Annotated in this window: 15 protein-coding genes; 4 read left to right on the top strand and 11 right to left on the bottom strand. The window is 70.4% G+C overall.

What is annotated here, in order from left to right; translation table 11 throughout:
- Positions 1 to 72 precede the first annotated feature (72 nt).
- From ACIA77_RS09895 to ACIA77_RS09880, 4 genes are all read right to left on the bottom strand, one after another.
- Positions 73 to 786 (bottom strand): DedA family protein, encoded by a 714-nt coding sequence (locus tag ACIA77_RS09895; RefSeq protein ID WP_395885408.1) that lies wholly within the window; start codon positions 784 to 786, stop codon positions 73 to 75.
- 90 nt (positions 787 to 876) lie between these two features.
- The gene (locus tag ACIA77_RS09890) at positions 877 to 1,236 is read right to left on the bottom strand and encodes a hypothetical protein (RefSeq protein ID WP_395885407.1); all 360 of its coding nucleotides are present in this window, start codon (positions 1,234 to 1,236) and stop codon (positions 877 to 879) included.
- A 30-nt stretch (positions 1,237 to 1,266) separates the two neighbouring features.
- Positions 1,267 to 2,457, bottom strand: coding sequence for an N-acetylglucosamine-6-phosphate deacetylase (gene nagA / locus ACIA77_RS09885; protein WP_395885406.1), 1,191 nt, complete (start codon positions 2,455 to 2,457; stop codon positions 1,267 to 1,269).
- A gap of 59 nt (positions 2,458 to 2,516) precedes the next feature.
- Positions 2,517 to 3,104, bottom strand: coding sequence for a SigE family RNA polymerase sigma factor (locus tag ACIA77_RS09880; RefSeq protein WP_395885405.1), 588 nt, complete (start codon positions 3,102 to 3,104; stop codon positions 2,517 to 2,519).
- A 177-nt stretch (positions 3,105 to 3,281) separates the two neighbouring features.
- On the opposite strand from ACIA77_RS09880, the gene ACIA77_RS09875 reads away from it, so the two are divergent.
- On the top strand, positions 3,282 to 3,563 hold the full coding sequence (locus tag ACIA77_RS09875) for a YciI family protein (RefSeq protein WP_395885404.1): 282 nt from the start codon (positions 3,282 to 3,284) through the stop codon (positions 3,561 to 3,563).
- Here ACIA77_RS09875 and ACIA77_RS09870 read toward each other — a convergent pair whose 3' ends face one another.
- The 5 genes from ACIA77_RS09870 to ACIA77_RS09850 form a co-directional block, all read right to left on the bottom strand.
- Positions 3,564 to 4,508, bottom strand: a complete 945-nt coding sequence (locus ACIA77_RS09870; protein WP_395885638.1) for a PDR/VanB family oxidoreductase — start codon at positions 4,506 to 4,508, stop codon at positions 3,564 to 3,566.
- Positions 4,509 to 4,558: 50 nt separating this feature from the next.
- The gene (locus tag ACIA77_RS09865; RefSeq protein ID WP_395885403.1) at positions 4,559 to 5,419 is read right to left on the bottom strand and encodes a metal-dependent hydrolase; all 861 of its coding nucleotides are present in this window, start codon (positions 5,417 to 5,419) and stop codon (positions 4,559 to 4,561) included.
- Positions 5,416 to 6,888, bottom strand: a complete 1,473-nt coding sequence (locus ACIA77_RS09860; protein ID WP_395885402.1) for a flavin-containing monooxygenase — start codon at positions 6,886 to 6,888, stop codon at positions 5,416 to 5,418. The genes ACIA77_RS09865 and ACIA77_RS09860 overlap by 4 nt, the downstream gene beginning before the upstream one ends.
- A 149-nt stretch (positions 6,889 to 7,037) precedes the next feature.
- Entirely contained in the window at positions 7,038 to 7,511 is a 474-nt protein-coding gene (locus ACIA77_RS09855) for a pyridoxamine 5'-phosphate oxidase family protein (RefSeq protein ID WP_395885401.1), read from the bottom strand.
- Positions 7,512 to 7,522: 11 nt separating this feature from the next.
- Positions 7,523 to 8,404, bottom strand: a complete 882-nt coding sequence (locus ACIA77_RS09850; RefSeq protein ID WP_395885637.1) for an SDR family oxidoreductase — start codon at positions 8,402 to 8,404, stop codon at positions 7,523 to 7,525.
- 102 nt (positions 8,405 to 8,506) lie between these two features.
- Between ACIA77_RS09850 and ACIA77_RS09845 the strand changes: the two genes are divergently transcribed.
- Complete coding sequence (locus tag ACIA77_RS09845; RefSeq protein ID WP_395885400.1) at positions 8,507 to 9,148, top strand: maleylpyruvate isomerase N-terminal domain-containing protein; 642 nt, start codon at positions 8,507 to 8,509, stop codon at positions 9,146 to 9,148.
- Between the two features lie 43 nt (positions 9,149 to 9,191).
- Here the strand turns inward: ACIA77_RS09845 and ACIA77_RS09840 are convergent, their stop codons facing one another.
- On the bottom strand, positions 9,192 to 10,106 hold the full coding sequence (locus ACIA77_RS09840) for an aldo/keto reductase (protein ID WP_395885399.1): 915 nt from the start codon (positions 10,104 to 10,106) through the stop codon (positions 9,192 to 9,194).
- Positions 10,107 to 10,167: 61 nt separating this feature from the next.
- Between ACIA77_RS09840 and ACIA77_RS09835 the strand changes: the two genes are divergently transcribed.
- Positions 10,168 to 10,989, top strand: a complete 822-nt coding sequence (locus ACIA77_RS09835) for an LLM class F420-dependent oxidoreductase (protein ID WP_395885398.1) — start codon at positions 10,168 to 10,170, stop codon at positions 10,987 to 10,989.
- 115 nt (positions 10,990 to 11,104) lie between these two features.
- Entirely contained in the window at positions 11,105 to 12,136 is a 1,032-nt protein-coding gene (fbaA, locus tag ACIA77_RS09830) for a class II fructose-bisphosphate aldolase (RefSeq protein WP_395885397.1), read from the top strand.
- Positions 12,137 to 12,183: 47 nt separating this feature from the next.
- Here the strand turns inward: fbaA and ACIA77_RS09825 are convergent, their stop codons facing one another.
- Positions 12,184 to 12,564 (bottom strand): type II toxin-antitoxin system VapC family toxin, encoded by a 381-nt coding sequence (locus tag ACIA77_RS09825; protein ID WP_395885396.1) that lies wholly within the window; start codon positions 12,562 to 12,564, stop codon positions 12,184 to 12,186.

Genomic DNA, 12,564 nt, shown 5'->3' with positions numbered 1-12,564 from the left:
TGAAAGCCACTCCTGGCACGAAGAACGGCGCCGGCCCGGCACGGGCGGCGCCGTTCCTTCGTGTCTCGGGAGTCAGTCGCGCACGCGGGGGATCCGCTGCGTGACCTCGGGGTCGGTCTCGGGCGCGGTGGCGGCGTGCGCGTTCTTTTCCCGGCGGCCCTTGAGGTACTCGAACAGGATCGGCAGGACCGACACGAGCACGATCACCACGAAGATGGCGTCGACGTTGTTGCGGATGAAGCCGATGTTGCCCAGCAGCGCGCCCAGCACGGTGATCCCCGCGGCCCACAGGATCCCGCCCAGGACGGTGTAGGTGAAGTAGCGCTTGGGATCCATGCGCCCGATGCCGGCGATCCACGTGATGAACGTCCGCACGAACGGCACGAACCGCGCCAGCACCACGGCCTTGGGCCCGTGGTGGTCGAGGAAGGCGTGCGTCTTGTCGACGTACTCCTTCTTGAAGAACTTCGAATCCGGCCGGTTGAACAGCTTCGGGCCCACGAAGTAGCCGATGTAGTAACCGCAGACGTTGCCCAGCAGCGCGGCCACGGTGACCAGCACGCACACCACCCACAGCGGCGCGTCGAGCGTGCCGTTGGCGATGAACAGGCCCGCGGTGAACAGCAGCGAATCGCCCGGCAGGACCGGGAAGATGCTGCTCTCGATGAAGATGATCAGGCAGAGCACCGCGATGACCGGCACAGTCAGGCCGGACAGCAGCTGCTCCGGGTCCAGCCAGGACGGCAGGATGGACATGGTCGTCACTGTGCTCTGGGCGAGAATCACACCGAAAACGGTACAGGGGTGACGCTGAGTACCGGCACAGGGAGAACAACCGCAGGTCGTGGGGTTTTCAGGAGTGGGGAAACCCCCGGGTCAGACCAGTGTGAGCAACCCGATCACCGAACCGGCCGCCAGCCCGAGCAGGAGCGCCAGCAGCAGCACCCACAACGCCGGCAACGGCGCGGGTGCCGGAGCTGACTGGCGGACCGTCGGCGGATCGGGCGCCACGGGCGTGGTGCGCTGGCCGGCGGCGTCGTCGAGGGCGGCGCGTTCGCGGGCCAGCGAGTCGGCGCCGGCGCCGGAAAGGAGGCCGTAGCGCGGTGGCAGCTCGTCGGTGGTGCCCGTCGAGTCGCCGGGGGCGGACGCGGGCTGCGAGCTCGTGTGCGGTGCGAACACGGCCTGGGCGCGCAGGGCGTCGGCCAGCAGTCGCTCCGGGTCCTTCGGCTCGGTCATGCCTGTCCGTCTTCCCCCGTGTCGGTGCGGTTACGTGCTCAAGGTAGCCCGGCCGACCTCCGCGACCCACTCGCCCCGGCGCAGCACCCGGACCGGGCGCAGGTCGTCGTCGAGCACGACGAGGTCGGCAGCCAGGCCGGGCCGCAGCGACCCGGTGCGGTCCGCGATGCCCAGCAGCTCGGCGGGGCGCCCGGAGGTCGCCCGGACGGCGTCGAGGACACCGAGTTTGGCACCCTTCACCAAGTTGCGGAAGGCGTTGTCCATCGTCAACGTGCTGCCGGCCAGCGAACCGTTGTCGAGGGTGGCGACGCCGTCGTGCACGTCGACCGCCAGGCGGCCCAGCGTGTAGCGGCCGTCGGCGGCGTCGGTGGCCGACATGGCGTCGGTGATCAGCACCGTGCGCCCGTTGCCGGCGTGCGACGCGGCCAGCCGCACCACGGTCGGGTGCAGGTGCACGAGGTCGACGATCAGCTCGATCGTCACGCGCGGGTCGTCCAGCAGCACGCCGACGGGCCCGGGTTCGCGGTGGTGCAGCGGGCGCATGCCGTTGAACAGGTGCGTCGCGACCGTCGCGCCCGCGTCGATGGCCGGGGTGAGCTGCTCGGCGACGCCGTCGGTGTGCCCGACCGCCGCGATCACGCCCGACTCGGCGAGCTGCCGCACGGCCTTCACGCCGCCGTTCAGCTCCGGTGCGAGCGTGACCATCCGGATCGTGCCGGCGCCCGCGCGCAGCAGCTTCTCGACGGTGCCCGTGTCCGGTTCCCGCAGCGTGTCCGGATCGTGCGCGCCGCAGCGGGCGCGTGAGATGAACGGGCCCTCCAGGTGGATGCCGGCCAGTTCGCCGTCCTGCACGAGCTCGCGCAGCGCGGCGATCTGGTCGGTCAGCACGTCGATCGGGTCCGAGACCAGGCTCGCGAGCGTGGTCGTGGTGCCGTGGCGCCGGTGCGCCCGCACGGCCGTGAGCATCTCGTCCGGGTCCAGCGTGGAGAACGAGCCGCCGCCCCCGCCGTGGCAGTGGGTGTCGACGAACCCGGGCACCACCAGCGCCCCGCCCACGTCGACGACCTCGGCTTCCGGGCGGCCCGGCGGCGTGCCCGAGCCCACCGCGGCGATCCGCCCGTCCGAGACGGCCAGCCAGCCGTCGTCGAGTACGCGGTCCGGGGCGGCGACGCGGCCGCCCGTGATGACGAAGTCTCCGGCGTGCTTCACGCCCTCCAGCATATATTGGTCTGGACCAGACATGGCTACGCAACTCAGTGATCGAGATTGGTCCACCCGGGTCACTGCGGTGTCTGCATAGCCTTCTGCAGGGCCTCCAGCGCCCGGCTGGCGGTTGATTTAACGGTACCCTTCGAAATCCCCGCGGCCTCGGAGATCTCGGCCTCGCTCAGGCCGCCGTAGTACCGCAGCACCAGCACTTCCCGTTGCCGCGGCGGCAGCTTGGACAGGGCGTTCACCACCGCCTGGTGTTCACTCGACAGCATGGCGAGGCTCTCGGCGGAGCGCGCGTTCACCGCGTGCGGCGGCACGTACTCGCGCGCGGTTTTCCGCCGGCGCAGCACGCTGCGTGATCCGTTGACCACGGCGGTGCGCAGATAACCCACGGCGGCGGCCGCGTCGCGCAGCCGTCCCCAGTTGCGGTGCAGACCGGTGAAGGCCTCCTGCACCACGTCCTCCGCCGTCGCCGGCTCGTCGACCAGCAGGATCGCGAGGCGGACCAGCCGCATCCGGTGCTGGCGGTAGAGGTCCTCGAGGGTCAGCGGCGCGCTCGGCTGCTGCGCCGGGACCGGTCCGTCCATGGTCCGCAGGTGCCCGAGCGTCGCTTCGACACTGCGTTCGACCTCGTGCTCCGCGTTGCCCTCCAGCATGTACCCCTGCCTGTTCTCGCCTGGTCTCGACTCCGGTGGTGCCCTGCGCCGAGCGGTCTCACGCGAGCCCTAGCGTATCGGGTCGGCCTGCTCACGCCACTGCTCGGATGCTGGGACTGCCCGTTGTTGCCCGGTAGCGTTCGCGGCGTCACCGCAGCACTCACCCGGGAGATCCACATGGCCTGGTACCTCGTCGAAATCCGTTACGTGCAGGACAAGGTGGCCGACGTGCGGCCGCGTCACCGTGAGTGGCTGAGCAAGCACTCCGCCGAAGGCCGCGTGGCCGTCGCGGGCCCGCTCGCCGACAACTCCGGTGGATTGGTCCTGTGGCAGGCCGACGACGAAGCGGCGCTCAAGGAACTCATCGACGACGACCCCTACCAGCGCGAAGGGGTGGTCGCCGAACGCACCGTGCGCGAGTACAAGCCGGTGCTCGGCGCCTGGGTGCCGCGGGCCTGATCACAGCTCCAGGACGGCGGGTCCGCGGTCCACGCAGATCCGCACGGACCCGCCGTCCGGCGTCGCCACGGCGCAGGTGCCGCAGAAGCCCTGGCGGCAGGAGAACGGCACGTCGGGGAGCACTTCGCGCACCACGTCGAGGGTCGCCCGGTCGGCCGGCACGTCGAGCGTCCGCCCGCTGCGGCGCAGCACGACCCGGAACGGTTCGCCGCCGACGATCGGCGGCGTCGAGAACCGTTCGAAGTAAACGGCTTTCGCGCCCGTGCGCGCCAGATCCACGCGCACGCCCGTGATCATCGGCACCGGCCCGCAGCAGTAGACCGACGCACCGTCGGGCACGCCCTCCAGCAGCTCCGCGCCCGAGGCGGGGATCCCGTACTCGGTGTCGGGCCGGAGCCACACGTGCTCGTCCGGCAAACGCGAAAGTTCTTCCAGGAACGGCATCGACGCGCGTGAGCGTCCCGTGTAGACGAGCCGCCACCGCGCGCCGCGCGCGGCCGCCGCGCGGACCATCGGCAGGACCGGCGTGATCCCGATCCCGCCCGCGACGAACAGGTACGAGTCCGCGGCGACGAACGGGAACGCGTTGCGCGGTCCCTTCACGGCCACCTCCGCGCCGGGCCGCAGCGCGTGGACCTCGCGCGACGCCTCGCCGATCCGCCGCACGGCGACTCGGTAGTGGGAGCGGTCGCCCGGGTCGCCGCACAGCGAGTACTGCCGCACGCGGCCCGAGGGCAGCACGAGGTCGACGTGCGCGCCCGGCCGCCAGCCCGGCAGCGGCCGTCCCGAGGCGAGCCGCAGGGAGACGACGTCCTCGGCTTCCGGTGTCACGGCCGTGACTACCAGCGGAATGGTCCGGTCCACTGCCCGTACCGGCGGGCGGCGTTTGCCGGAGAGCTGCGCGAGCCGCCGGTACGCGGCGCCGACACCGACCAAAGTGGACATCAGCCGGTCGCGACGGCCGGTGCCGTCGAGCCGGGCCGGGAAGTCCGGGATCACGTCGGCGAATCGGCCGCCCGGGCCGCGGGTGAGCTCGCGAGGTACGCGACGGCTTGGTCGGTGTTGCCCGTTTCCACCGGGTGGTACGAACGGCGGAAGTACGGCCGGATCTCCTTCAGCAGCTCGCGCGGCGCGGGGACGACGCCCTGCCGCGCGGCCTTCAGGTATGCGCGCCAGCTCGCGCGGCCGGGCCGCGCCGGGTCGTTGCGCAGGAGGAACCGCGTGCCGCGCACGAAGATCCACGCCAGCACCGGCGTCACCACCGCCATGCTGCGCACGCGGCGCGAGTAGCGGCCGTCGAGGTGGCACAACAGGTCGAACGCCACCGAGCGGTGCTCCACCTCTTCCGCGCCGTGCCAGCGCAGCAGGTCGAGCATCGTCGGGTCGGCACCGGCGTCGTCGAGCGCTCTCGCGTCGAGCACCCACTGGCCGAGGAACGCCGTGTAGTGCTCGATCGCGGCGATCAGCGCGAGCCGTTCGACGAGCCACTCCTCGCCGGCGCCCGGCCGCTCGCCCAGGAGACGGCGGAACACCCATTCCATCTGGGCCACGAACGGCCGCACGTCGAGCCCCGTCGCTTCGAGGTGCCGCGCCGCGCCGTCGTGGGCCTCGGCGTGCACGGCTTCCTGACCGATGAAGCCGAGCACGTCCTGCCTGAGGCGCTCGTCGCGGATCAGCGGCACAGCCTGTTTGAAGACCTCGACGAACCAGCGTTCGCCTTCGGGCAGGGCGATGTGCAGCACGTTGATGCTGTGCGTGGCCTGCGGTTCGCCGGGGATCCAGTGCATCGGCAGCGCGGCCCAGTCGAACCGGACGTCGCGGGCGCGCAGGACGATCTGCTCGTGGTCGGTGCTCACGACGGGCGGCCGGTGAGCTCGTAGTCGCTGGGCTCGACGCGGCGCGTCTGCAGCCAGTACTTCCACGTGAAGCCGGGCCAGATCGTGCGGTTCACGCCCTTGGCGTCGAGGTACCAGCTCGTGCAGCCGCCCTGCGTCCACACGCCCTTGACGAGCTTGTCCTGGATCTCGCGCTGGAACTCGTCCTGCACGGCCGGGCGCACGTCGAGCGCGGCGGCGCCGTGGGACTCGGCGAGCTTGATCGCGTCGACGACGTAGCGCGACTGCGCTTCGATCATGAACACCACGGAGTTGTGGCCCAGCGCGGTGTTCGGGCCGAGGAGGAAGAACAGGTTCGGGAAACCGGCGACGGTGATGCCCTTGTGCGTCCGGATCCCGTCCGTGGCCCACGCTTTCGCGAGGCTGCGCCCTTCGACGCCGGTGATGTCCAGGTACTCCAACGCGTCCGTGACGTGGAAGCCGGTGCCGTAGATGATCGCGTCGACCTCGTGCTCCACGCCCGCGGTGTCGACCACGCTGTGTTCGCGGACCTGGGCGACACCGTTGGTGACCACGTCGACGTTCGGTCGGTTCAGCGCCGGGTAGTAGTCGTTGGACAGCAGCACGCGCTTGCAGCCCATGGTGTAGTCCGGGGTCACCTTGGCGCGCAGCCGCGGGTCGCCGATGGCCTTCGCGATGTGCCGGCGCGCCAGCGTTTCCGCGGCCTGCATCAGCTTCGGGTGGCCGTTGAAGCCGATCGCGCGGGATTCCAGCAGCCAGTACAGCGCGTTGCGGTAGACGCGCTGCGCGCCCGGCACGTACTGGAACGCCCGCTTCGCCCACCCCGGCATCGCGTGGTCCGGCTTCGGCATCACCCACGGCGGCGTGCGCTGGAACAGCGTCAGCCCGGCCACCTCGGGGGCGATCCGCGGCACGAACTGGATGGCGCTCGCCCCCGTCCCCACCACGGCGACGCGCTTGCCGTGCAGGTCGAACTCGTGGTTCCACTGCGCCGAGTGCCAGGCCTGGCCCTCGAACTTCTCGATGCCCGGCAGCTCCGGGATCTGCGGGATGTGCAGACCACCGACACCCGACACGAGGAACTGCGCCGAGAACTCCGCGCCGCCCTTGGTCGTCACGGTCCACCGGCGCTCGCCCTCGTCCCAGTGCGCGCCTGTGATCTCCACGCCGAACCGGATCCGCTCGCGCAGCCGGTACTTGTCCGCGACGCCCTTGAGGTACTCGAAGATCTCCGGCTGCGGCGAGAACGACCGGGACCAGTCCGGGTTCTGCTCGTAGGAGAACGAGTACAGGTGGGACTGCACGTCGCAGGCGCACCCGGGGTACGAGTTGTCCCGCCACGTGCCGCCCACTTCGCCGGCCTTCTCCAGGATCACGTAGTCCCGGATGCCGGCCTTCTCGAGCTGGATCGCTTGTCCGAGCCCGGAAAACCCGGTGCCCACGATCACGACCTTGAACCGCTCGGTCATCTGTCGGCCTCCGCTGCGCTGGGGGTCTGCCGAAGATGACGTTACCTCAAGTAACAGTTACCCGAAAGTACTAGCTACTGGTTGGTACGGATCACTGCCTCCCGAGCGACCGTGCCCGGGGCAGTCCCCAGGCACGGTCCGCCAATCGATCAGTACGTGCCACCGAGCTTCGTGTGGTCCCAGGAGACGACCTTCGTCGGGTGGAAGATCAGGCCGATGCGCTTCGGGGCCTGGCGGCCGATGAACTCGCGTAGCTCGTCGGGCACCGGGTCGCCGGGCTGGGCGCCGGCGTAGCGCTGCATGAGGGTGATGCCCATGCGCGTGACCTCGTCGGTGTCTTCGATGAGCTGCACGTCCGCCTCGAGGGAGACGCCGCGGAGCTTCTCGTAGGAGTCGCCGCTTTCGATCAGGACCGTGGCTTCCGGCAGGCGGCGGAGGTTCTTCGCCTTCTGGGAGCTGCCGTAGGTCCACGTCGCGACGCCGTCCTCGTGCGGGAAGTACCACAGCGGCGCCAGGTGGGGCCGGCCGTTCGGGCCCACGCTGGCGACGTTGATGACCTTCTGCTCGGCGAGGTAGGCCCGGACTTCCTCCGGGGACATGCGGATCTGGTCGCGACGGGACATGCGCGGCTCCTCTAGTCCTGTTTGGTCGCAGCCCGTCCGCCGTGGCCGGTCACCGCCGACTCGTACGCGCCGCGCTGCTCGATGTCGTCCAGCGCGGCCTGGTCCGCCGCCGGCACGCGGGTCCGGCTGCCGAGTTCGACGATCGGCGGCAGGAACGCGCGCAGCAGCTTCAGGCCGCCGACCCAGCGTGGCACGTGGATCGTCCGCGCGCGCTTGAGGATGCCCGCTTCGAGGTCGTCGAGGGCCACGTCGAGCGGGTACGTCTTGCCGATCAGCCCCGGCATCGACGCGCGGAGCTTGCCGAACACCGGGTGCGCGTCGGCGCTCTCGACCAGGTTCGTCCGGATCCACGTGGGGTGCGCGACGCCCACCTTCACGCCCAGGTGCGCCACTTCGGCGCGCAGGCTGTTGGAGAACGCCTCGACGCCGGCCTTGGCCGCCGCGTAGTTCGCCATGCCGGGCGCGTGCGTGATCGCGGCCAGCGACGAGATCGCCAGCAGGTACCCGCGCCGCTCGATCACGTGGGGCAACGTCACGCGGAACGTGCGCCACACCCCGAGCAGGTCGACCTCGATCACCTTCTCGAAGGCCTTCGGGTCCACGGATCGCACGAAGCCGGCCGTCGCGATGCCCGCGTTGGCGATCACGACGTCGATCCCGCCGAAGTGCTCGACCACGCCCTCGGTCGCGTTTTCCAGGTCGTCCCAGCTGGTCACGTCGGCTTCCCACGCCCGCGCGTTCGGCCCGATCCGCTCCGCGACCGCGGCTTGCTCCTCGGCCTCCAGCCCGACCAGCGCCACCTTCGCCCCGCGCGCGGCCAGCCGCTCCGCCAGCCCGGCCCCGATCCCCCGGGCGGCCCCGGTGATCAGCACGACCTTCCCGTCGACGTTCATGGCCACGGTGCCCTCCTGAACTCGCTTGTGGGAGGGACGGTACCCCAACCTACCCTGAGTAAACTACTTCTCGGTAGGTTCGACTGGTGCCACGATGCGGGCATGGATCACTCGCCTGTGGGGAACCTCGACCAGCCGTTTCTCGACGCGGCCGCCGTCTGCTCGACGCTGCTGCGCGCCGATGCCCTGCGCGAACGCTGGGCCGAACCCAGCGCGTTGCCGGAGCTGTCCGTCGGTGCCCTCGCCTGCCACCTCGCCCGCCAGGTGACCCGCGCCGCCGAGCTGCTCGCGGCGCCGGCGGCCCGGCCGGCGCTCGCCGCCGTCGACGAGCACTACGACCGTGCCGCGTGGGTCACCGCCGAATCCGTGGACGACCCGGCCAACGACCGCACCACCGACGACGCCGAAGCGGCGAAGGGCGTCGACTGGATGCTGGCGCGCTTCGACGCGGACCTCGCCGCCGTCACCGACCGCCTGCCCGCCGCCTCGGACACCGTCGACATCCCGTGGCAGGGCTGGTCGCTGCGCCGCGACGACTTCCTGCACACCCGCCTGCTGGAACTGGTCGTCCACTCCGCCGACCTCGCGGCGAGCCTCGACGTGCCGGCGCCCGAATTCCCCGACGCGGCCTTCGCGCCGGTGCTGGCGCTGCTCGCCCGGCTCGCCGTCCGCCGGCACGGTCAGGGCGCCGTCGTCAGCACGCTGACGCGCCGGGAACGCGCGCAGAACATCAGCGCGTTCTGACCCGTGGCTGCCCTCCCCGGCGCGGGGAGGGCAGCCGGGCGCATCAAGCCGAAGCGGTGCTCAGTTCCGCCAGCTCCGTGTCCGTCAGGTCCAGCGACACGGACGCGATCAGGTCCGTCAGCTGCTCCGTCGTCCTGGCGCTCGCGATCGGCGCCCCCACCGTCGGCTGCACACGCAGCCACGCCAACGCCACGGCGGCGACCGACGTGCCGTGCGCGGCGGCCACGGAGTCGAGCGCCGCGAGCACCCGGGAGCCGCGCTCGTCCAGGTATTTCACGGCCCGCGGGGCGCGCGGGGAGTCGCCGAGTTCGTCGTGGGAGCGGTACTTGCCGGTCAGGAAGCCCATCGCCAGCGAGAAGTACGGCAGCGTCGAGAGGCCCTCGCGCGACACGAGCGGCGCGAGGTCCTTCTCGTAGTCCCGCTCGACGAGGTTGTAGTGCGGCTGCAGCGCGACGTACCGCGCGAGGCCCTCACGGTCCGAAATGGACAGTGCCTCGGCGAGCCGCTCGGCGGAGTAGTTCGACGCGGCGATGTAGCGCACCTTGCCCGCGCGCACGAGGGAGTCGAACGCCGAGAGGGTCTCCTCGAGCGGTGTGTCCTGGTCGTCCCGGTGCGCGTAGTACAGGTCGAGGTGATCGGTTTGCAGGCGCCGCAACGAATCCTCCGCCGCCGCGGTGATGTTCGCGGCCGAGAGGCCCTTGCGCTGCTCCCAGGCGCCGACCTTCGTGGCGATCACGACGTCGTCGCGGCGGCCGCGGCGGGCGAGCCAGGTGCCGATGATGGTTTCGGAACCGCCCCCGCCGCCGTACACGTCGGCGGTGTCCAGGAAGTTGCCGCCGGCTGAAGCGTAGGCGTCGAGCACCGCGTGGGAAGTCGCTTCGTCCGCGGTGTAGTTGAAAACGTTGCAGCCCAGGTTGAGGCCGTACACGTCGAGGTCCGAGTTGCCGAGCTTGGTCATGCCACGAAACTACCTTTGGAACACGGAAGAATCCGCAAGCCGACGTGCGTTGGGAAGGTTCATGGCTATCGAACTGGGCAAGATCGGGATCTGGCGTGGTGCCACGCAGACGAACGGCGAGTTCGCGGCGGAGGTGGAGAAGCTCGGCTACGGCGCGGTGTGGCTCGGCGGCTCGCCCGGCGGCGACCTGGCGATCGTGGAAGAGCTGCTCGACGCGACGGACCGCCTCGCCGTCGCGACCGGCATCGTCAACATCTGGGCCGACACCCCCGACTCGATCGCGAAGGCGTTCCACCGGATCGAGCGCAAGCACCCCGGTCGGTTCCTCCTCGGCGTCGGGGCGGGCCACCCGGAGGCGACGCAGCAGTACACCAAGCCCTACACCGCGCTCGTCGAGTACCTAGACGCGCTCGACGCGGCGGGCGTGCCGAAGGAGTCCCGCGCGCTGGCGGCGCTGGGCCCGAAGGTCCTCAAGCTCGCCGGCGACCGCACGGCCGGCGCGCATCCGTACCTCACGACGCCGGAGCACACCCGCACCGCGCGCGAGGTACTGGGCGAAGGCCCGCTGCTCGCGCCGGAGCACAAGATCGTGTTCGACACCGACGCTGAAAAAGCCCGCGCGCTCGGCCGCCGGACCGTGCAGTTCTACCTGCGGCTGTCCAACTACACCGCGAACCTGCGCAAGCTCGGGTTCGCCGACGAGGACCTCGCCGGCGAGGGCAGTGACCGCCTCATCGACGCGCTGGCCCTGCACGGCGACGCGCCGACCATCGCGGCGGGCGTGCGCGCGCACCTCGAGGCCGGCGCCGACCACGTGAACCTCCAGGTTCTGGACGAGGACCCGTTCCCCGCGTACCGGGCGCTCGCGGCCGAGTTGTTCTGAATCGTTCAACTTGAGATGGGGCACATAGAAAGCCCACATGAGGTGGACCGGCCCACGAGGCCGGTCCACCTCGTACGATGCGGCTGAGAAGACAGTCAGTTCCGAGGAGGAAACGATGCCCATCGCCACCCCCGAGGTCTACGCGGAGATGCTCGACCGGGCCAAGGCGAACGAGTTCGCCTACCCGGCCATCAACGTGACCTCGTCGGAGACCGTGAACGCCGCGATCCGCGGGTTCGCCGAGGCGGAGAGCGACGGGATCATCCAGTTCTCCACCGGCGGCGCGGAGTTCGCTTCCGGGCAGAAGGTGAAGGACATGGTCACCGGCGCGAGCGCGCTGGCCGAGTTCGCCCACGTCGTGGCGGCGAAGTACGACGTCAACGTCGCGCTGCACACCGACCACTGCCCGAAGGACAAGCTCGACGGCTTCGTGCGCCCGCTCATCGAGATCTCGGCCGAGCGCGTGAAGAACGGTCAGCACCCGCTCTTCCAGTCCCACATGTGGGACGGCTCCGCGATCGACCTCGACGAGAACCTGCAGATCGCGCAGGAGCTGCTCGCCAAGACGTCCGCGGCGAACATCATCCTCGAGGTCGAGATCGGCGTGGTCGGCGGCGAAGAGGACGGGGTCGCCCACGACATCAACGAGAAGCTCTACACCGCCGAGGGCGACTTCCTGAAGACCATCGACGCGCTCGGCTCGGGCGACAAGGGCCGCTACCTGCTGGCGGCGACCTTCGGCAACGTCCACGGCGTCTACAAGCCCGGCAACGTCAAGCTCCGCCCCGACGTCCTCAAGGGCGGCCAGGAAGCGGCGGCCAAGAAGCTCGGCCTCGACGCCGGCGCGAAGCCCTTCGAGCTCGTCTTCCACGGCGGCTCCGGCTCGCTGCCCGAGGAGATCCGCGAGGCCGTGTCCTACGGCGTCGTGAAGATGAACGTCGACACCGACACCCAGTACGCCTTCACCCGGCCCATCGCGGACCACTTCTTCAAGAACTACGACGGCGTCCTGAAGATCGACGGCGAGGTCGGCAACAAGAAGGTCTACGACCCGCGCAGCTACCTCAAGGCCGCCGAGGGCGGCATGGCCGCTCGCGTGGTCGAGGCTTGCCAGGCTCTCGGCTCGGCGGGCACGAAGGCCAAGTAGGTCCAGTGCGAAGGGCCCCCGCCCGCGGCGGGGGCCCTTCGTCGCGTTCAGACCGCGACGACTTCCACCTGGGTTTCGAGGCCCCGGAAGTCTTTCGGATTGCGGGTGTACAGCGGCAGCCCTCGGGTCGAGGCGATGGCGGCGATCATCAGGTCCAGCTGTCTCGGCCGTGGAGACCGGCCGGCGGCGATGGTCAACGCCACCATGGTCCCGTACCGCGTCGCGGCTTCGTCGTCGAACGGCAACGGGTCGAATTCGACGATCGCCGCACCGAGCTGTTCGTTCCGCAGGCTTTTCGTCGCCGGGTCGGCTGTCATGACGACACCCTGGTGAAGTTCCGCCATCGTCACTGCGGTGAGTTGTGGAAACCTCGGGAGTACTTGAGGGTCGAGTGCGTGGAGCTCGATGTAGGTGCAGGTGTCGAGCAC

It is taken from the genome of Amycolatopsis sp. NPDC051903, assembly GCF_044452505.1.
GTDB lineage: Bacteria > Actinomycetota > Actinomycetes > Mycobacteriales > Pseudonocardiaceae > Amycolatopsis.
This window is presented reverse-complemented; position numbering and strand designations above follow the sequence as displayed.